The sequence below is a fragment of the Pseudomonas sp. Irchel 3H9 genome (assembly GCF_900187495.1).
Taxonomy (GTDB): Bacteria; Pseudomonadota; Gammaproteobacteria; order Pseudomonadales; family Pseudomonadaceae; genus Aquipseudomonas; species Aquipseudomonas sivasensis.
On the sequence record NZ_FYDK01000002.1, the window covers coordinates 713,839 to 733,352 of the forward strand.

A 19,514-nucleotide genomic window follows, 5' to 3' on the forward strand; every position below is an offset into this window, starting at 1 on the left:
GCGCTGTGCTGGCATTTTGTTATTATCATGATTCGTCAGGTTTTTGAGTCGCCCTTAATTTGCCGGATCGGGTATGGCAGTGAAAGTAATTGCGCCTTAAGCTGGTATTTTGGGGAGTCTGCCGAAAAATTTACATAAGGATATGGGTATGGCAGCAACTTCGACCGACCAGTATTCGGCTGGCGAACAAGGATTGGGATACATCTACCAGCCGCGTTTCGCATTGCTGAGACTTTTGCAATTACCGGAAAATACATCTGTCTTGATTGAGAAAGATGATGATCTGGATTTTGTTGATCAAAGTGGTATTAAGACGCTCGCTTCCCTGAAGCATAAGGCCGCGGGTGATCGTTTAAGCGATCTCTCTACTGACTTCTGGAAGTCCGTTCGTATTTGGTTGGCTCGTTACAATCGCGATGGACGTAGCGAAGCTAACCTCCGATTCTTTCTTTTTACAACGGGCACCGTCTCGGAATCCTCTTTTCTACAGAATTTTCTTGTCTCGAATACGCCAAACGAAAGAAGCGTCGAGTCTTTGGCGAAGCTTGCTGATTATGTTCTTGCAGAAACTAAATCAAAATTAATATTATCAATCGCCGAAGAGTTTAATTTACTCAGCGGTGATGAGAAAGATGACTTCCTTTCTCGTATTGTTATATTTGATGAAGGTCCACGAATCGATGATGTGCCCTCGATAATAAAAGATCGACATATGCGAAGTGTTAGGCGCGAGTTTCGCTTGGCCGTGTTTGAACGGCTTGAGGGCTGGTGGAGCGATATTGTTGTGAATCTCTTAACGGGAAAACGTACAGAGGCGATCTACGGCTACGAAATTTCAGACAAGCTCTCTGAATTTTCAGAAGAATACAAATCTGACAATTTACCTATCACCTTTCGAGGAAAAGCACCCGACAACGAAATCGATGCGGATAGCGATCCTCGACTTTTCGTTGTGCAATTGCGTGAAATCGGTGTGGGTTCAAACAGAATTCGAAATGCCATCTTGGACTACTATAGGGCCTTTGAGCAGCGTTCAGCCTGGGCGCGTCAGAGTCTCCTGGCTTTGGATGAAATGGAGGCATATGAAGATAGGCTGTTTGACGAATGGAGTCGCTACCGGGACGTGGTATTTGAGGATCTGAATGAAGAAACCGCAGACGCCGTCCTCTTAAGTGCTGGTAAGGCGTTGTACAAATGGGCCGACATCGAAAGCGGAAATATTAGTTCGCTTCGGATTCGCGAGCGTGTCACAGAACCATATGTTGTTCGAGGCGGCTTCCATATTCTTGCAAATTCCCGTCCCTCTCCTCGAGTTTACTGGCACCCCCGTTTTCTGGCGCGTGTCGAATCCTTGTTAGGAACAGCCAATAAATGAAACGCTGGGATCAACGACCTTTTGAAGTGCGCAATCTATTTAACCCGGCCTTTTGCGGGCTCATTCTTTTCAGGGCAATGCAGGGCTATGAGGAGGAGAATGTTGATGGAATGCCATTTTCGCTCCTGCTGCTTGTACTGCCCCTCTGCCTGCACAAGGACTCTCGCGAGGTGATTGCACACAATTCTCGTAGCTATCTACTGAGGACTGTCGAAAAGAACCCCAGCTTGCTGGTGGGATTTGCCGACCGTACCAGTGATCTGATGCCCTTCGCGTTTGAAGCGCTAGGCTTACTGATGGAGCATGGGTGTTTCTCCCTTTCTGAATCAGGTCGTATGAAGACCGTGCCGGACAAAGTGCGTAAATCAGTTACCGGCACAATTGAATCTATTTCCTGTCAGCGTGTTGCTCGAATCATCGGAAAAGAATTTGCGCGCATCGCCGATCGCGTAACCGTGTACACGACCTTCGGAATACGGCCATGAAGATTAAATCTATACATATTTTTAGCCATGACGCTCAGCGTCGTGACCTTGAATTCAAAACTTCCGGTCTTAATGTGATTACTGGTCGCTCATCAACCGGTAAATCTGCACTTTCTGAAATTATTGAATACTGCATGGGGCGTTCAACTTTCAATGTTCCTGAGGGTATTATTCGCGACAAGGTTTCTTGGTTTGTTGTTATTTATCAGTTCGATCAAGAACAGGTTTTGGTTGCGAAACCTACTCCAAAGGCGGGCGCTTCGAGTTGTAGTACCGCTATGCTTCGGCGAGGGGGCAGTTTAGCTATTCCGGACTACGAAGAACTTGCGGTAAACACCGATGATGAGTCGGTTACTGCTTTATTATCGCGATTGCTCGGAATTCCAGAAAATCGTACCGATGTTGCGCTTGAACATAGTCGGGCAAGTTACGATGTAAATATCAAGCATACGTACTATTATCTGTTTCAAAAACAAGGGCTTATTGCGAATAAAGATCAGCTTTTTTATCGACAGAATGAGGACTTTCAGCCACAAGCGATCCGTGACAGTTTGCCGATCCTTCTTGGTATTTCCTCAGGTGATCGATATGAGCTAGAAGCCAAACTACGAGCCGCTCAAAGAGAGCTAAAACTCAACGCAAAGCTTATTGATCAGGCTCGTGATGCAATTGATACGTCGCAGCAAAAGGGTATTAGCCTTTATTCGGAGGCAATGGCGGTCGGGATAATCAATAGTGCTGATCAGCAGTTAAATGTTGATGGAGTGATCGGGTCTTTAGGGATCGCTTTGCAATGGACTCCGACGGTGATGGCAGAAGACGATGGTCACCGTATATCCAAACTTGAAGAAGAGCTTATTCAACTGAGGAAGGATCGGCGTGAGGCTCAAGGTAGGATCGATGCGGCGCGCCAGTTCGCCAAGAAGGCTAGTGGCTTTGAAAGCGAGGCAGCAGAACAGAAGGATCGATTGGCCTCGATCAAAGCCCTCCCTAAAAATACTCAAACAGGTGAGTGGCAATGGCCTTTCTGTGAAAAAAATCTAGCGTTGGATTCTCCGATTGCGAAAGTTTTGCTAAAGGAGCTAGCCACTCTGGATGAAGAGATGAGTATTGTCGTTGGACAGCGTCCAAAGCTGGAAGTATACCTATCCGAGCTTGGAGGAAAGGTGCAGGAGGTAATAGATGCAATAACGGATAAGGAAGTAGAATTGTCCGCAGCTATTGCTACAAATGAGGTTATTGCCCAGCTTGGCACGCGTAACAATGCGGCGGCTCGTGTTGTTGGACGTATCAGTTTGTTTTTGGAAAACTTGGTGCCCAACGAAGAGCTTGCCTCGAGAGAAGCGGAGCATCGTCGCCTCAAATTCAAAGTTGAGGAGCTGGAGAAAAAAATTGGTTCCGATGATAGCAATGAGCGGCTTGCATCAATTTTGAGCAATATTTCCGCGAAAATCTCTCAATATATTGGAACGTTTAAAGCGGAATTCAGCACGTTTCCAGCCCGATTGGATCTCAACAAACTCACACTTATATTCGATCGTCTTGATCGTCCAGTGCCAATGAGTCGAACTGGTGGTGGCGAGAACCATCTTGCCTATCATTTGTCGGCATTACTTGCCTTGCATTATTTTGCGGCCAAAAATGATCGCCCAATGCCTCAGTTTTTGCTTATTGATCAACCCACTCAAGTCTATTTTCCGTCGGAGAAGATCTACCATGAGGCCGATGGTTCAGTTCAAAAAACAGAAGCAGCAGATGCCGATCTCACCGCTGTGCGTCGACTGTTTGAGTTGTTGCTGAAATTCACACAAGACGAAGTTCCAGGTTTTCAACTCATTATTACGGAGCACGCCAATCTGCGTGACCAGTGGTTCCAAGACTCCTTGGTTGAGTCACCTTGGACCAAGCCGCCTGCGCTAGTTCCGGAGAATTGGCCTGATCAGTCTCGCTCCTCGTAATAGTTGGTGAGAGTCAGATCTTTACCACTGAATTTCGACTTTGCGGTGAGTATTATTTCTCGGTAATTATCATCCGATTTTGATTGCTAGGGTTGTCAATTTTGGTTACCGCTACAGATAAAAGTATTTGGAGACAATGGTCATGAAGGTTACTGATATTTTACCAACAGATGAAAACGATGTTATAGAGTTGATTTCAGTGATATTACCTCAGGCACTGCTCGAGCTTAGTGGTATTGCGCTGGAGAGCCACTGGCAGCAGGACAAAAGCGGCTGGATGTTTCGCGTAGATTCTGAGAATCCGGCAATTCCACTGCAACGCCACGTCCATATCGCGAAAGGCAAGCATGCCAGCACCAAGAATTTGCAAGTTTCGTGGAACGTGGATGGCACCCGGCATGACAAAAACGCTTTTAACGATAGCTTGGGAAGACAGCGTTACGTTCAAGATTTGGCCAGGCGAGTTTTGAAGCTGGATAGCACCATCACGTTGGAGGATGCAAATCGACGAGAGGATGTGATCGTCGATCACAGCGAGCCAACGTTCTCGGCGGATCGCACCCAAGCCTACGTTCGGTTCTTTTTGAAGGTATAAGCGCTCAGCTAGGGCCTCTGAGGAGCGAAAGATGCTGTCCTTGGAGGCCTCACAGTTACTCTGTTTACCCCTGTCGTCGGCACAATTTCCGTGCATTTAATTATTTCGTGGGTCGTACAATTTCCCCGACACTTCGATAAACCTTTCTCGTCATTTCCTGCGTTGAATGTCCAAGTAAGCTGCTGGCGTGGCCAATGTCTTCGATTTCGCTGGCCGCTTTTGGCCGGATGTCACGGAATTGGAACATGCGGATTGTGGCTGACAAGTTCAAATCACCATCGGTCGCGGCCTTAGTTGCAGCCCTGTCTCGTGCTTCGTCCCAACGATTTCGTAACATTGCATAACTCATGCGGAGTCCTGCCTGGTTTGTGATCAGGCTTGAACTTCTGATGCCGGCCATGGCTTTGCGCTCGAGCAGGGCATCGAGGAAGGTGCTGAGCCCTGATGCGTCTGCGCCGTCGTGTAGGCGGATGCGCAGGCGTTTCTCAGTCTTGCCCTGTTGCCGTAAACCTTCTTCAGAAACGCGCCTTGATACCGCCGCCCCGCCACCGACACACCGCTGCCAGTCTGCCGTGCGCGGTCGATCCTGCTGGACTCGATTGCGTTCAAACCGAACCACAGCTTGCCGCTCGAAGCACCGCCGGACACCGGGTAACTGCGCAACCGTTGACGCACCGCCGCGACAGCAATGCGCTCTTTGTCTGCTCTTGTGTACTGTCCCAGACCTTCGCTAGACGCGTGTTGAAAAACACCTGCATCGCTTCAAGATCACCACTAGCCTGTTTTACCAGCGCCTCGTCATAGTCCTTTGCCATCGACAACCAACTGGTCCAACCCAGTGGGCATATAGGGCGTTGAGATGAAAACCAACGGTTTCACCATCACCTTCAGCATGGGAACGCCACTCCCCACGAGCCAGCATTTCACCCTTATGGTGCTCATCAATAAGCGCGCCGCATTCAGGCCCGTTCCAAAGATATTGGATTTGGCTGTAGTCCTCGGTGTACTTGAGGTTTTCCCACTCCAGCACTTGCATGTGCTGACAATGTGGGCACGGAACGCAGTAGTAACGCTGATCGCTCATCGCGAAAAGGTCGGCAATACGGGAGGCGCCCTTGAGAGTCGGTGAGGCACCGCCGGAGTTGAAAGACGCAATGGACCTAGCCTACCTAACCGGCCAGCGCCCCGCCGATGTGCTCAAAGCATCAACTGCCGACTTGAACAACGGGTTCCTGATGGTAGGCCAAGCATCAGAACAAGAAGGACGGCAAGCTGTCGGTGGTCACCGTTGATAACGACGACGCCCCGGATGGATTACCGGCGGTGCATACCGATCGGCATATCTACCCGAACAAGACCGCCGCCGAGGCTGCCGCCAAGGCACGGTTGGCAGCGTTCAATCGCTCGACCGCCGACGTGCGTTTTGAGATGCCTGGCCGGGCAGACATTTTTGCCGAACGCCTGATCAACGCCCAGGGCTTCAAAGTCGGCCTGGATGGCGAGTATCTGGCGGATTCGGTCGAGCAGGTGTTTACCCAGTCTGGCTGGTCGACCACGGTGGAGTGCAATGCCGGCAAGCAAGGCAAATCCAAAGGCAAGAAAAAGAAAGAAACGAAGCCGCTCAAGGTAGTGAGCGTCGAGAAGCTGTGCCCACACCTTCCACTACATGGATCCGCCTTACTGGCAGACGGCAGGCTATGGCGTGGATTTTCCATTTGATAATTACGAGCGCATGGCTGATTTCATGCGGCGTTGCAAAGGGAAGGTGATGGTTAGCATCAACGATCATCCGGACATCCGGAAGGTATTTGATGGCTTTCACTTCGAGACCTTGGACATCCGATACACCACAGCCAACCAACGACAGGGGAAGGCTGAGGTGAGCGGGGAGTTGATTGTCATGAATTGGGAACCTGTGGCATTGGGCGGGCTGTTTTGATTACCAGGGCACCCCGCTGTGATATATCGTCAGGATAAGATTTATAAGGCGGATGGTTTCGATGTAGGCAACTATTAGTGTGATTGTCATGTTTTTTACTCGCGAGTTGACGGTGCCGCATTAGTGCGGCGCTGGCTTTTTTGGTTGGGGGGTGTAACGGTTTTAAACATACTTCTTTGCGAGTGTGAGCGTCAATAAATTAGGGGGTGGTTAGTTAAATTATTTTTCGCTCTATCCTTGGCTGAGGGTTGGTTGTGGTGGCGACTTGTGGTTGTAGGCCACGGTTTGCATGGGGTTTGATGTTTTTTGATATGGTGGAGGTGCAGGTTGAAAATCTTTTTTTTGAATTTAGTTAGGAAGCTTTGGTAGGGAGGTGAGTTGCAAGCCTAGCTTGGGAAATGAGTTAGAAACTTTGGTGAAAAAGTTAGTAGCAAATCTTGCTTGGGAAATGAGTTAGAAACTTTGGTGGAAAAGTTAGTAGCAAACCTAGCTTGGGGAATGAGTTAGAAACTTTGGTGTAAAAGTTAGTAGCAAACCTAGCTTGGGAAGTGAGTTGGAAGTTTTGGTGGAAAAGCTAGTAGCAAACCTAGCTTGGGAAATGAGTTAGAAACTTTGGTAGAAAAGTGAGTAGCAAACCTGGCTTAGGAAATGATTTGGAAATTCAATAGAAATGTGGGTGGAAAATCTAACACATGAATTTAGCTAGCTGATTCGCCGATTGGATTGATCAGTTCCGGCCCTTGATTTCGTACATTGCCTACGGCGCGGTTTACCTTGAACCACTCGAAGGACTCGGCCGGGGCGCACTGATGTAAAGCTATCTGTTCGGCGCGCTCCTTTGACGTGGAGGGGGCTAACCATACTCGGGCTAGGTCCGGTGTTAGAACCACCGGTCGCCGATCATGAATATCCACCATGCCGCCGACGCTGTCGGCAGTAATGATTACAAACCCATCCCGGTCGTCAGGTTCCAGCCCAGGATGGACCTCGGTAAGTGCGCCGAAGAACATCGGACGCTGGCTTTTCAGACGGATAAAGTAGGGCTGCTTCTTCTTTGGATCATCCGGGTCTTTTACCCATTCGTACCGGCCTTCACTGGGCACAACTGCCCTGCCATTCGGCCATAGCTGCTTGAAAAACTTCCCCGTGGTGACTGTCTCGATCCGAGCGTTGATCGGATCCGGGCGTTTCCTCTTCGCCCAGAACGGCGCCCATCCCCATTTGACTGCATCAATATGCAGCCCATCCTCTGCCGCGTGTAGCACCTGCACCCGTGTCGACGGAGCGACGTTGTAGCGCCCTATAGGCTGAGCGTCATATCCGCTAAACAGGTCTATCTGCGGGCTCAGTTCTTCTATAAAGATCGCCATTCCTTCGTACTGCACGAATCGCCCACACATACGCACCTCTCCGCTTGTCGAAATCCCCTACAGAAAAATTGACCGCAAGCGCCTTACAAAGTTAACTGTACATTCATACAGTAATTGTAAAAGACTGCATCATGAGCTTCACCATTCTAGGTCCCATCGCTGAGGTAGGCGCGAAGTTGCCATTGTGTTCGTTCCAAGTTCCTGCCGGCTTTCCGTCGCCTGCAGCGGATCACATTGAGCAGCACATCTCATTGGATGAGGTCCTGAATATTCGTGCGCCCCACGTGTACCTGGTAGCAATCACAGGTGAGAGCATGCAGGGCGTCGGGATCTTCGATGGTGATCTGGCCGTGGTGGATCGTGCTATTGAGCCGATCCACGGGCATGTGGTGGTGGCACTGCTAAATAATGAACCCGTCTGCAAGCGCTTGTGTAAACGTGGCCGAGAGGTGGTCCTGCTTTCCGAAAACCCCAAGTTTCCGGCACGCTACGTTCTTGAAGGCGACGAGCTGTCGATATGGGGTGTGATCACCAGCACAGTGCGCAGCCATGTCTAAGCAGCAGCCAACCTTCGCTCTGATCGATTGCAACAGCATCTATACCAGCTGCGAGCGGGTGTTCCGGCCCGATCTGGCGAAGGTGCCTATCGTGGTGCTGAGTAATAACGACGGCTGCGTCATCGCCCGTAGTTACGACGCGAAGCCCTTCATCAAGATGGGCGAGCCTTATTTTCAGATCAAGCACAAGCTTAAGCAGCACGGCATTGTCTCGTTCTCATCTAACTATGCGCTGTACGGTGACATGAGCGAGCGCGTCATGAGCCTGATTGAGGCGATGGTGCCGGCGGTTGAGGTGTACAGCATCGACGAGGCATTCGCCGACCTGACTGGTATCGGTGGGTTGGATGCTTTAGGCCGGCAGATGCGCGCCCAAGTGCTTCGTTGCACTGGTATCCCGGTGGGTGTTGGTATCGCTCACACAAAGACCCTGGCGAAGCTGGCCAACCACACCGCGAAGCGGCTGCAGTCCCAAACTGGTGGGGTGGTCAACATCACCGATCCGGTTAAGCGTGACTGGGTGCTACGCAATACGGACGTGGCCGAGGTGTGGGGTGTCGGTCGCAAGATGAAACTCCTTCTTGATGCTATGGGTATCAAGTCGGCTATGGACTTGGCTAAGGCCGATCCGTGGACGCTCCGCAAGAAGTTCAGCATCGTGATCGAGAAGACCGCCCGTGAGCTCGCCGGAACGTCTTGCCTTGAGCTGGACGAGCCCGATCCGCCAAAGCAGGAGATCTGCTGTAGCCGGATGTTTGGCAAGCGCTTGACTGATCTACCTCCGATTAAGGAAGCGCTGGCCACCTACATGATGCGGGCCTCAGAAAAGCTCCGGGGCCAGGGTTCGTTGTGCAAGAAGGTGCGTGTATGCATCCGCACGGGTATGTTCAATCCAGAGGAGGCGAAGTATGCCAACGGGGTGGTGGTAGATATGCCATATCCCACCGATGACGTGCGACTGCTGATAAAGGCGGCTGTTGATGCTGTCGACCGTATTTACCGGCCAGGCTTTAAATATAGTAAGGCCGAAGTGATGCTGCTCAACCTGTGCCAGCCGGGCGAGTACACCGACGATCTGTTTGCGTTCTCACAACCAGAGGAGGCCACCAGGGTGATGACGGTACTGGATCAGATCAATAATCGGTGGGGAAGGGGGACATTGCGCTCGGCAAGTGTGCCAGCGCACCCTGACTGGGTCATGCGTCGGGAAATGATGAGCCAGAGTTATACTACTAGGCTTGATCAGCTATGGAAGATACGTTGTAAGTAATTTTAGGGTTCGAACATCAACAACTGAACAGGAAATACTACTAAATTAAAAACGTATCAATACTACTTTAGCTCGTTGCTTATAAAGTTGCACTGATCCCTGTTTGTATCTGTCCAATTTGCAATGCGTCAACGATTTTATAGCTGAAGCTGGGTTGGGGCGACACGCTCAGTTAATTGTGTAGTTTCGCACTCAAGCATGGCAAGTGCTGCGCACAGAAAGCCGCATGTAAATTGGAATAATCTTTTTGTTCCAAACTCTTTGAGCATGTTTTTTATTGTAATTCCCTCTGGGTTGTTTAGGTGGATGTATGTATTGCTGTCAATCAAAACATTCCCCATGGTAGTGATAAGATCTTCGTTTTGCTGAAAAAGAACACTAACTCTGTCAATTATACTAGGCGTAGAGAAAGATAGATTACTCGCGATGTGAGCAAAGTCATTTCTGAGTTTTCTGCAGAGGTTGAGTGATTCAACAAGGTTTTTAGGTATCAAGCCTAGCCTGTATGCAAGAATTATCTTTGTGCCCATATCACCTATTGGCTGGCCTGGTTTTAAGAGAAGTTCTTTGTTGTTAGGTGTTGGGACTAGCGCTTTATTTATTACTTTAGAAAGTGCTTCGTCGAGCCAAGCTACGGCTAAAACTACAGATCCGCGGTCGGTCTCGTCTAGCAGCGAAGTCAAAGTTTCTTGTAATGCATTAGCTGCTGCAATGTTTTTAGGGTTAGGTGGTTTCATGTTTCATGATCCTTGTTCATGCTGGTGGGTAAATGGCCGAAGCGCATATTTGAGTTGCCATTATGCCTGTTGCACTACCTCCCATGATGACAGTTTTGCTACCTGCTGGAACTAGTGCCCAGGTGTATCCAACGTAACCGCCATAACTGTTTTTAGCGTTCACCTCTACACACCATGAATCTTTACTTCGGTTACGGTTCTCACCGTTGGCGTCAGATGTGATAACAAAAGCATCTCTGAATCTTACGCTGTCAGGATCTTTCAGGTCATGGCTCACAAGTGTGTGAGCAGCGACTATGGCGTCGGCTGGCATCGTATAACGATAAAGAATAGTTTTAGGAGTGGGCGCCGTAGTTTGATGAGATGGGTTAAATGAAGGGCTTGTGCATCCGGTAAGTAAAAAAAAGGGCAATGCTGCAATGATGGGTTTCATTTTTTGTGTCCTTGCAAGTAAATGCCTGGTTGTTGGACTGTTTACTGTGACTGTTTTTTTTAGGTATGTAATCATTGGCTTGAATTTTCCAATCAGAGTCGTCGTTTGAATGCGGAGGACGCTTGCGACGCAAATAAATTAGCGGTGATTCATTCGGTAAGTAGGCGGGCTGAGGCTAAGTGTTAGGTCTATGATCATCTCCCTCGCACCTTCAATGAGATCAACACCCCGCATGGCTCGATCATGCAGTTGATGTAGTACTAAGGCATTGAGTTTCGAGCGGGTGTTCTCCAACTTCACTTCCTCCATGTCTGGAATGACGCTGCCGTAGTGGGCCTGGCATGCGATGATGCTACGCCAATGCTCGGTCGACTCATCTACCTTTCCAGAAAAGACGAAGACGGCAGCAGCGGCAATCGTGTCAGCGAGCTGAATACCATGCGTCGTGCGAGAGTCTGCAAACTCAATTGGCCCCGAAAGGTTGAAAGTCACGGGATGTTCTTGCCCGTCCACAAGCCTTGAAAAAACCTTTTTAGTATTGCAAATCATGCCGTTATACATCTCTTGATTGGCTAGGAGCGGCTTGGAGTGATCACAGATCGCCGTAAGCTGCTCGTACTGAGTGCCCCAGTTTGCTAGGAGGGTGAAAAGCGCGCTGTCGGTGAGATCCAATACCCATTTGCCTGTTTCTCCATCAGCAAGAGAATCCAGCTCCTTTTGAATGTCGGAGTGACGCTTTTGTGCGAATTCTCTGATCATCCTGAGAGTTTCGGAATGAGAAGCATCGGATGAAGAGAAGATCGTCTGTAGGCCTTTCCCGTCCAGCTCGCGCATCAGACTTTCAAACTCAGCGAATAGTTCTTCGGCACCTGCACCCCGGGCCATGAACTCTGTGTACAGGATGTTAGCGATGAATCGGTGAAAGCCAATCCTGTAGAAAAGCGAGTTCACATCTGAGTAGCAGGGCTCGAATATATACTCGTGAACCTTCCCAGCGAGCGCGAATTTTTTGTCTGAGATCGAGATTTTTATGCGCCCCTCGAAAGCCTCTAATATTTCAGAAATCGCTTTCCGCCCTTTGGCGAATTTCACTAGGTTGGCGCCTTTAAGCTCACCACTCTGAATGTTGTATTTCTTGATCAATCGCTCAACGATAGCTTTCGCTTCATCATCATCAGACGCAACGGAGGCGTAGGCAAAATAATTTTGACTCGGGTGCAATAGGTTGTTGCCTGTAAAACCGGACTCGTCGAAGTAAATTTTTTGAGACATTACAGCTCCTTACCATCCAATGTTTCATTGGGCGAGTCTTGCAGAGAGTTGGATGCACCTCAATCCCTTTATGTCACTGTGCCACAGTGATCTGGAATCACCTCCTATTCCCTAACAATTACGACTAGCTCCTTTTCGGCGACGATGGCCTTTAGTGCATAGTTATATGGGCAATCATTAGGCTTGCCTAGCGCGAATGGGGCAAAAATGGGGCAAACCGTACGCCAATCTATGCCATTCAATGCCCATTATGCATTTATGCAAATTACTGTGAGCGGGCCTCACAGCCAGCAACCACGGGACTATCACTCAAAATCCCCGACATACCCCTACACAATCGGGGTGTGGTCAGTGTGCCCTCCGTGATCGGCTGGATCATGGGGAGGGCGAAACGCTCTATGCCTAGGTTTTTATTAAAGTCCTAAGGTGCCGGAGGCGATTAATAGTCTGCAAAAAAAGCTTCGTCTACGAGTGTATTCGTGATACTGCTTGGCCAGTATCTGCTCGGCTTGGGCAATCATTTGATTCGTGTGGAGACTTGGATGGCTAGCAAAGCTAGGAATGCATTTGACGAAAATATGGAAGATGTGGCGCGGCTTCTCGCTCTTCATGAGGGAGCAGGAGGAAATGGTCCAGGCAGGAGATATGGATTGGAGGTGCTCAATAAGTCAGCAGTCGTGCTGCTTACCTCCTACTGGGAATCCTACTGCGAAGACATTGCGGAGGAGGCACTAGAGTTATTGGTTTCTAAAATAAAATCTCCCGATGAGCTGCCTGAAAGTATTCGAAAGCTTATTGTGAAAGAACTGAAAGAAGATAAGCATGATTTCGCAATTTGGCAACTGGCGCACGATAACTGGCGTGTTTATCTGAAGTCTCGCCTGGAAAACTACAAGTCCACGCGCAATCGAAATTTTAATACCCCAAAGCACGCTCAAGTGGATGAGCTATTTGAAACAGCTCTAGGGATTAAAGGTATTTCAAATTCTTGGCTATGGGATAAAACAACAGCTGCCACCGCCAAAAAGAAACTTAATAATTTCGTTGAATTACGGGGTGCTATAGCCCATAGGGGGAAAGGTGAAGGCTCGGTTACGAAGAAAAACGTTACCGACTTTAAAGATCTGATTTCTACGCTCGCCGCAAGAACTGGTGGCGCGGTCAATCGGCATATCCATAAGATTACAGGAGAGAAGCTTTTCTAAAAAATATGCATATACAATCCTGTAAGTAGTGTTTGAAATTCCATGCATCGCCACAAATGCCGCCGCACTTCACGCCATGCGCAGCAGGCCCATAGCGAACATGTCATTAATATCGCTGTAGGTTTCAGCAAGCATAGTGCCGGTAGTGCCCCTGTCAGGCAGTTATTAAGGCTTGCTTAGAAATTGCTACCAAAAGAATAGGTTTTAGCGGGCAAGGCCTACATTCTGGGGCCTTGGGGAGGGCAACGCACGATCCATCATCGGAGGACTTAACAGTAGGCGACCAAGCGCAGGAATCCATTCCGCAACGGAAATAGAGTCGCCCGATTTTAAACGTCTCCAGCGCCGATTAAATAGTGATGATGCGGAATTTAATTCGATGTAAGTGGATGATAAATATGAATATATTTGTGGATTGCAAATCCACCTACGCCGGTTCGATTCCGACCTCGGCCTCCACTCTTGAAAACCCCGTAGATTAACGTCTACGGGGTTTTTTATTGTCTGGTGAAAAGTTGGAGTCGTTCACTCGGTTAGAATCATTCTTTGCCCAGTCAGGAGTCTTCTTATGAAATGGATCAGATACTTCAACAGCGCCGCTGAGCGATACGGCAGCAGATTCTCAAACCTGCAAATCCGCCTCTTGGCTGCATTCCTGCTGGCCGTTCACTGTTTGATGCTTTGGGCTATTCCCAGCTACACCTCGACGTTCCTCGGCGCGTTCGCAGCCACGCTTGGCGCGCTGACGGTGTTCCGGCCAGACCCGCCGCGTTGATTCACGACCGGTTGATGCGCAGCCCCTTAACCTCATCCGCATACGCCGCTAGTTTTGCCTGTTGATTTGCCAGCAGCGCGCACATTCTCATCAATGCTGCCGCCTCATCCGGCGTTCTGCCTTTGGACGCCAGGGTGGTCAACTCCATGACTGACCATCCAATAACAGCCGCGGCATCTTCAAGGTCGTAGAACAATTCCTGCTGGGCGGTTCTGGGCCCGTCGAGGCCCTGTATCAAGTCTTCCATTTATTTCTCCGTTTGGTGCCGATTCAGCTCAAGGTCCATGACAACCATCCCGACTTCCGCCAAATCTGTATCGAATGGGATTTCACCGATCTGCCGGAACCCAAACGCTTCGTAAAACCGTCGGGCGTTTGAATTGCTCTTGAGCACATCCAGCCACAGTAAGTGCTCTCCACGCTGCACTGCCTGATCGCAGATAAACTGCAAAAGTTGCTTGCCGTAGCCATGTCCGGCGGCGGTTTTGAGGAAATAGATTTTTTGCAGTTCTGCGCCAAGCTCACCAGTGATTGGCGTTGGTGTTGACCAGTTGACCTTGGAAAACCCAATGGGTGTGCCCCGTTCATCTGAGGCGATAAGCCATGACTGACGCTCGGGCAGGTCGAGTGATCGGCTCAACGCGTCGCGTGAGAAATCCTGATCCAGGAAATCCCGCATGCCATCAGGGGACCACAAGGTCGAGAAATGCTGTTGATAGGTCTCGCAGCCCAATGCTCGTAGGCTATCGAGATCGGCTTCAGTCGCTGCACGAATATTGATCATCTAAATCGCCCCGGTTAACTCAAACCCATTGCTCATACGTGTATCCACTACAACACAAACCCTACCAAGACGTTACACGAAAGCCGTGACGGACTTCATTTACAGCGGTCTTACTTTACGTACACCAAACCTTGTAAAGCAGAGAGCGTTGTCATGAAGTTGAATTACCTTACCAAGGCGGCTGTTGTTGTCGCGCTGTTGTCCACCTTGTCGGGCTGCTGGATGTTTATGCCTCCGGGCGGTGGTGGTGGCGGCGGCCATGGCGGTGGTGGTCATGGTCAAGGCGGCGGCCCTGGCGGCGGTGGTGGTCAGCGTTAACCGTTAGTCAACGAGAGCAGGTCATGAACAATGACCTGCCTTTTTTTTGCCTGGGATAAATCGCGGACAAAGAAAAGCCCGCGATGGGGAGTGCGGGCTAAAAGGGATGTTCATTAGGAGCTGGGTCTACCCTATTCGGTCGTCTGTGAAAGGTTTGTGAAAAGTGTACGCCTCAATCCGCGCATGGCTGTATGGGGCAGTGGAGGCCATAACCCACTACTGTCGCTGGCATACAACCCATGTTTGGATGCTGCCTCATGTTCATGTCCACCAGCCTGCTCTCAGCCTTTGTGCTGTTCGCTTTCGTGTCCTCGATCACCCCTGGGCCCAATAACACCATGTTGCTCGCCTCGGGGGTTAACTTCGGGTTTCGCCGCTCGATGCCCCATGCGCTGGGGATCAGTATCGGCTTCATGCTGCTGGTGATTTCGGTCGGCCTGGGATTGGGCGAAGTGTTCAAGGTGTTTCCTTGGGCCTACACCGTATTGCGCTATGTCGGCGCCGCGTACCTGTTGTACCTGGCGTGGAAGATTGCGACGGCAGGCGGCATGTCCGACAGCAGTGACGAACACGGTAAGCCCATGACATTCCTCGGCGCCGCTGCGTTTCAGTGGGTTAACCCCAAGGCGTGGATCATGGCGCTGGGAGCCATCACCACGTACACGCCGGCCGAGGGTTATGTCACCAACGTGCTGGTGATTGCGTTGGTGTTTGCGGTAGTGAACCTGCCCAGCGTGTGCGTGTGGGTGGGCTGTGGTAGCGGCCTGCGCAATGTCTTGCGTGAGCCGCGTTGGCTGAGGCTGTTCAACTGGTCCATGGCCGCGTTGCTGGTGCTGTCGCTGTACCCGATGTTGTTTGCCAGTTAAGCGCTAGACCGGTGAGATCGTCGCCAGCAGGCCGATGCCGATGGTCAGCACTAAAAAACCGAACAGGAAAATCGCCATCTTGGTCATAAGGCCTCCGAAGGGAAGGGAATAAGGATTGGGGGTATTGTCCGCTTTGAGCGCATTTCAATACAGGCGCAGATAACAAAGAAAAAACCGTATCAGATGGGTCTTGTACTGTTCTGCCACGGGCTTCCGGGGGCTGTGCTTTTTACAAGATCAGCGCCTGAGACAGCCAACGCATTTCCCCCTAAGATGGCGCCCACGGCATCAACAATAACAGTGGGCCAACCCTCGATGGAAAGACGTCAATTCAGCGGTGGCATGAAAGGCAAGAACCTGCGCTATCTCAATGAAACCCCGCAACCGGCATCGGTCACCCGTGTCGGCTTCCTGTTGCTCGAACACTTCTCCCTGCCGGCATTCACTCAGACCCTCGACACCTTCGTCACCGCTAACCTGCTGCGTCCCGATCTGTTCGCTTCGCGCACGTTTGGTTGGGGCGACGGCGAAGTGATCAGCGACCTGGGCCTGGTCATCCGCCCCGATGCGTGCCTTGATGCTGCTGCGCTGCATGATTTGGACTTGCTGGTGATCTGCGGCGGTTTTCGCACTGAACTCAAGGCCGGCGAGGATTTCATCCAACTGCTGCGCAGCGCTGGCGAGCGCGGCGTGCACCTCGCGGGGTTGTGGAACGGCGCTTGGTTTCTTGGCCGCGCAGGGCTGTTGCAGGGCTACCGTTGCGCCATCCACCCCGAACACCGTCCGGCGCTGGCGGAAGTGTCCAAAGCCACCGACGTCACCAGTGAACCCTACGTGATCGACCGCGACCGCCTGACCGCCTCCAGCCCTTCAGGCGCGTTCCATATGGCCCTGGACTGGATCAAGAGCCTGCACGGCAAGGCTCTGGTCGAAGGTATCGAAGACATCCTGGCGTTCGAGGAGTCCCGCTACCGGCGTATCAAACCCACTGAAAACGTCAGCGTCAGCGCGCCGTTGCGTGAGGTGGTAAAGCTGATGGACGCCAACCTTGAAGAGCCTTTGGAACTGGACCAGCTCGCCGTCTACGCGGGTCGTTCCCGCCGCCAGCTTGAGCGGTTGTTCAAGGAACAGCTGGGCACCACGCCGCAGCGCTACTACATGGAATTGCGAGTGACGGAAGCGCGTCGGTTGTTACAGCACACCGAGTTGTCACAGGTGGAAGTGCTGGTGGCGTGCGGATTTGTGTCGCCGAGCCATTTCAGCAAGTGCTACAGCTCGTATTTCGGCTATCGCCCCTCGAAGGAGAAGCGGTTGGTCAAATAGCCGACGCCGATCCGTTGTGGGAGCGGTCGCTCTGTTCAGAATCGATCCTGTCGATCCACGGCGTAATGACGGCCATTGCAATGCAACGAATGGGCTCCGTACCCCTCATATGTCTACGAGTAACGTTTCACGACGACAGGTACCGAGCTTATGACCGCTGCTGAAAACAACCATGTGAACTGGCTGGTAGAACAATCGATGCTGCATGCGGCCCGCCAGCGCGCCAAGCTCTATTCGGGGCAGGGCCGGTTGTGGCAGCAGCCCTTTGCACAGACACGGCCGCGGGACGCCACGGCCCTCTCGTCGGTGTGGTTCACCGCCTATCCGGCCTCGATCGTGACCCGTGAGGGCGGTACGGTGCTGGAGGCGCTGGGGGATGAAACCCTGTGGCATACCTTGTCGAAGATCGGCATCCAAGGCATTCATAACGGCCCGCTGAAAAAGTCCGGTGGCCTGAGCGGCACACGGCACACGCCGACCATCGACGGCAACTTCGACCGCATCAGCTTCGAGATCGACCCGCAGTTGGGCACTGAGGCGCAGTTGCAGGCGTTGACGCGCATGGCGGCGGCGCACAACGCGGTGATCATTGACGATGTGATCCCGTCCCACACCGGCAAGGGCGCGGATTTCCGTCTGGCCGAAATGGCGTACGAGGATTACCCCGGCCTCTACCACATGGTGGAAATTCGTGAGGAAGACTGGCCGTTGCTGCCCGACGTGGCCGAGGGCCGCGATGCGCAGAACCTTAGCCCGCTGCAAGTGGACGCCCTGCGCGACAAGCACTACATCGTCGGCCAGTTGCAGCGGGTGATCTTCTTTGAGCCTGGCGTGAAGGAAACCGACTGGAGCACCACGCCCGTGGTCATCGGCGTGGATGGCAAGCCGCGTCGCTGGGTGTACCTGCATTACTTCAAGGAAGGTCAGCCGTCACTCAACTGGCTGGACCCGACCTTCGCCGCGCAGCAGATGATCATCGGCGACGCCCTGCACGCCATCGACGTGATGGGTGCCAAGATCCTGCGCCTGGACGCCAACGGCTTCCTTGGTGTGGAACGAAAGCTCGATGGCACGGCCTGGTCGGAAAGCCATCCCCTGTCGATCACCGGCAACCAACTGCTCGGCGGGGCGATTCGCAAGGCGGGAGGGTTCAGTTTTCAGGAACTGAACCTCACCGTCGACGATATCGCCTCCATGTCCCACGGCGGCGCCGACCTGTCCTATGACTTCATCACCCGTCCCGCGTACCAGCATGCACTGCTGATGGGCGATGCCGAGTTCCTGCGCCTGATGCTGCGTGAAATGCACCGACAGGGCATCGACCCTGGCTCGCTGATCCATGCCTTGCAGAATCACGACGAATTGACCCTTGAACTGGTGCACTTCTGGACCCTGCACGCCAACGACAGCTTCCTCTACCAGGGCCAGACCTTCCCCGGCAATATCCTGCGCGAGCACATTCGCGAACAGATGTACGAACGCCTGACGGGCGAGCATGCGCCGTACAACCTTAAGTTCGTCACCAATGGCGTGTCCTGCACCACGGCGAGCATCATCACGGCGGCGCTGGGCATTCGTGACCTGGACGCGATTACGCCTGCGGATATCGAACAGATCCGCCAGATCCATTTACTGCTGGTGATGTACAACGCCATGCAGCCAGGGGTGTTTGCCTTGTCCGGCTGGGATTTGGTCGGGGCGCTGCCGTTGGCGGCCGACGACGTTGAGCACTTGATGCAGGACGGCGACACCCGCTGGATTCATCGCGGCGCCTACGACCTGGTAGACCTGAACCCGGACGCAGAATTGTCGGCCGGCCAGATGCCGCGCTCGAAAAGCCTGTACGGCAGCCTGAACAGCCAGTTGCTGGACCCCGAATCATTTGCCTCGCAGTTGCAAAAAATCTTAGCCGTACGCCGCGCCTACGACATTGCCGCCAGCCGTCAGATCCTGGTGCCAGACGTTGAAAACCCGGCGCTGCTGATCATGGTTCACGACTTGCCGGCCGGGAAGGGCACGCAAATCACCGCGCTGAACTTCGGCGCGACGCCGATCACCGAAACCCTCAACCTGCCGGGTATCGCGGCGGGGATGGTGGTGGACATCATCAACGAACGGGTTGAAGGGGATCTGACGGCGGAGGGTGAGTTCACCATTACCCTGGATGCGTACGAGGGCCTGGCGTTGCGGGTTATCAGCAGCACGCCGATGTAACCCCAATCCTCCAAGCACCAAAGCACCAAAGCACCAAA

General features: G+C 51.9%; 18 protein-coding genes and 6 pseudogenes. 15 read left to right on the forward strand and 9 right to left on the reverse strand.

From position 1 onward, the window contains the following. Nucleotides 1–148: 148 nt before the first annotated feature. From CKW32_RS09135 to CKW32_RS09150, 4 genes are all read left to right on the forward strand, one after another. Nucleotides 149–1,375, forward strand: a complete 1,227-nt coding sequence (locus CKW32_RS09135) for an ABC-three component system protein (RefSeq protein WP_095184666.1) — start codon at nt 149–151, stop codon at nt 1,373–1,375. Next, on the forward strand, nt 1,372–1,860 hold the full coding sequence (locus tag CKW32_RS09140) for a three component ABC system middle component (protein WP_095184667.1): 489 nt from the start codon (nt 1,372–1,374) through the stop codon (nt 1,858–1,860). Before CKW32_RS09135 ends, CKW32_RS09140 begins: the two co-directional genes overlap by 4 nt. Next, on the forward strand, nt 1,857–3,818 hold the full coding sequence (locus CKW32_RS09145; RefSeq protein WP_095184668.1) for a DUF3732 domain-containing protein: 1,962 nt from the start codon (nt 1,857–1,859) through the stop codon (nt 3,816–3,818). The genes CKW32_RS09140 and CKW32_RS09145 overlap by 4 nt, the downstream gene beginning before the upstream one ends. 142 nt (nt 3,819–3,960) lie before the next feature. Then, on the forward strand, nt 3,961–4,413 hold the full coding sequence (locus CKW32_RS09150) for a DUF6367 family protein (protein WP_095184669.1): 453 nt from the start codon (nt 3,961–3,963) through the stop codon (nt 4,411–4,413). 100 nt (nt 4,414–4,513) lie between these two features. On the opposite strand, the pseudogene CKW32_RS09155 reads toward CKW32_RS09150, so the two are convergent. The 3 pseudogenes from CKW32_RS09155 to CKW32_RS09165 form a co-directional block, all read right to left on the reverse strand. Next, nucleotides 4,514–4,912 (reverse strand): annotated as a pseudogene (locus tag CKW32_RS09155) (integrase); the annotation flags it as partial. Next, nucleotides 4,908–5,112: pseudogene (locus tag CKW32_RS28480) on the reverse strand (hypothetical protein); the annotation flags it as partial. The pseudogenes CKW32_RS09155 and CKW32_RS28480, both read right to left, overlap by 5 nt. Continuing rightward, a pseudogene (locus tag CKW32_RS09165) lies at nt 5,082–5,545 on the reverse strand (terminase gpA endonuclease subunit); the annotation flags it as partial. The pseudogenes CKW32_RS28480 and CKW32_RS09165, both read right to left, overlap by 31 nt. Here CKW32_RS09165 and CKW32_RS28805 point away from each other — a divergent pair. The 3 pseudogenes from CKW32_RS28805 to CKW32_RS09180 form a co-directional block, all read left to right on the forward strand. Further along, a pseudogene (locus tag CKW32_RS28805) lies at nt 5,541–5,660 on the forward strand (integrase); the annotation flags it as partial. The pseudogenes CKW32_RS09165 and CKW32_RS28805 sit on opposite strands and share 5 nt — an antisense overlap. Next, a pseudogene (locus CKW32_RS09175) lies at nt 5,659–6,051 on the forward strand (late control protein); the annotation flags it as partial. The pseudogenes CKW32_RS28805 and CKW32_RS09175, both read left to right, overlap by 2 nt. A 13-nt stretch (nt 6,052–6,064) precedes the next feature. Then, nucleotides 6,065–6,352: pseudogene (locus CKW32_RS09180) on the forward strand (DNA adenine methylase); the annotation flags it as partial. 698 nt (nt 6,353–7,050) lie between these two features. Here the strand turns inward: CKW32_RS09180 and CKW32_RS09185 are convergent. Further along, a complete protein-coding gene (locus CKW32_RS09185) occupies nt 7,051–7,752 on the reverse strand; it encodes an SOS response-associated peptidase family protein (protein ID WP_095184670.1) in 702 nt (233 codons plus the stop codon). 101 nt (nt 7,753–7,853) lie between these two features. On the opposite strand from CKW32_RS09185, the gene CKW32_RS09190 reads away from it, so the two are divergent. Together CKW32_RS09190 and umuC are read left to right on the forward strand one after the other, a co-directional pair. Continuing rightward, nucleotides 7,854–8,279, forward strand: coding sequence for a LexA family transcriptional regulator (locus tag CKW32_RS09190; protein WP_044286813.1), 426 nt, complete (start codon nt 7,854–7,856; stop codon nt 8,277–8,279). Beyond that, nucleotides 8,272–9,549: a translesion error-prone DNA polymerase V subunit UmuC gene (gene umuC / locus CKW32_RS09195; RefSeq protein ID WP_095184671.1), complete on the forward strand. Its 1,278-nt coding sequence runs from the start codon at nt 8,272–8,274 to the stop codon at nt 9,547–9,549. The genes CKW32_RS09190 and umuC overlap by 8 nt, the downstream gene beginning before the upstream one ends. Before the next feature lie 137 nt (nt 9,550–9,686). Here the strand turns inward: umuC and CKW32_RS09200 are convergent, their stop codons facing one another. From CKW32_RS09200 to CKW32_RS09205, 3 genes are all read right to left on the reverse strand, one after another. Next, a complete protein-coding gene (locus tag CKW32_RS09200) occupies nt 9,687–10,286 on the reverse strand; it encodes a hypothetical protein (protein ID WP_143499341.1) in 600 nt (199 codons plus the stop codon). Between the two features lie 16 nt (nt 10,287–10,302). Next, nucleotides 10,303–10,719 (reverse strand): hypothetical protein, encoded by a 417-nt coding sequence (locus tag CKW32_RS28065; protein WP_143499343.1) that lies wholly within the window; start codon nt 10,717–10,719, stop codon nt 10,303–10,305. Nucleotides 10,720–10,857: 138 nt separating this feature from the next. Next, nucleotides 10,858–11,991, reverse strand: coding sequence for a DUF3800 domain-containing protein (locus tag CKW32_RS09205; RefSeq protein ID WP_095184673.1), 1,134 nt, complete (start codon nt 11,989–11,991; stop codon nt 10,858–10,860). A gap of 542 nt (nt 11,992–12,533) precedes the next feature. Here CKW32_RS09205 and CKW32_RS09210 point away from each other — a divergent pair. Together CKW32_RS09210 and CKW32_RS09215 are read left to right on the forward strand one after the other, a co-directional pair. After that, nucleotides 12,534–13,196: an MAE_28990/MAE_18760 family HEPN-like nuclease gene (locus tag CKW32_RS09210; RefSeq protein ID WP_095184674.1), complete on the forward strand. Its 663-nt coding sequence runs from the start codon at nt 12,534–12,536 to the stop codon at nt 13,194–13,196. 568 nt (nt 13,197–13,764) lie between these two features. Then, nucleotides 13,765–13,971 carry a hypothetical protein gene (locus tag CKW32_RS09215; RefSeq protein WP_095184675.1) on the forward strand — a complete coding sequence of 69 codons (207 nt, stop codon included), beginning with the start codon at nt 13,765–13,767 and terminating at the stop codon, nt 13,969–13,971. A gap of 1 nt (nt 13,972) precedes the next feature. On the opposite strand, the gene CKW32_RS09220 is transcribed toward CKW32_RS09215, so the two are convergent. Both CKW32_RS09220 and CKW32_RS09225 read right to left on the reverse strand, forming a co-directional pair. Then, nucleotides 13,973–14,218 carry a hypothetical protein gene (locus CKW32_RS09220; protein WP_032885235.1) on the reverse strand — a complete coding sequence of 82 codons (246 nt, stop codon included), beginning with the start codon at nt 14,216–14,218 and terminating at the stop codon, nt 13,973–13,975. Then, complete coding sequence (locus CKW32_RS09225) at nt 14,219–14,755, reverse strand: GNAT family N-acetyltransferase (protein WP_095184676.1); 537 nt, start codon at nt 14,753–14,755, stop codon at nt 14,219–14,221. It lies immediately after the preceding gene. A 153-nt stretch (nt 14,756–14,908) separates the two neighbouring features. On the opposite strand from CKW32_RS09225, the gene CKW32_RS28285 reads away from it, so the two are divergent. The 4 genes from CKW32_RS28285 to treS all read left to right on the forward strand — a co-directional run bounded on the left by CKW32_RS28285 (nt 14,909) and on the right by treS (nt 19,476). After that, entirely contained in the window at nt 14,909–15,073 is a 165-nt protein-coding gene (locus CKW32_RS28285; RefSeq protein WP_163033204.1) for a hypothetical protein, read from the forward strand. Between the two features lie 257 nt (nt 15,074–15,330). Further along, complete coding sequence (locus CKW32_RS09230) at nt 15,331–15,939, forward strand: LysE family translocator (protein WP_095184677.1); 609 nt, start codon at nt 15,331–15,333, stop codon at nt 15,937–15,939. 342 nt (nt 15,940–16,281) lie between these two features. Beyond that, the gene (locus tag CKW32_RS09235) at nt 16,282–17,262 is read left to right on the forward strand and encodes a GlxA family transcriptional regulator (protein WP_095184678.1); all 981 of its coding nucleotides are present in this window, start codon (nt 16,282–16,284) and stop codon (nt 17,260–17,262) included. A 150-nt stretch (nt 17,263–17,412) separates the two neighbouring features. Further along, entirely contained in the window at nt 17,413–19,476 is a 2,064-nt protein-coding gene (gene treS, locus CKW32_RS09240) for a maltose alpha-D-glucosyltransferase (RefSeq protein ID WP_095184679.1), read from the forward strand. Nucleotides 19,477–19,514: the final 38 nt, after the last annotated feature.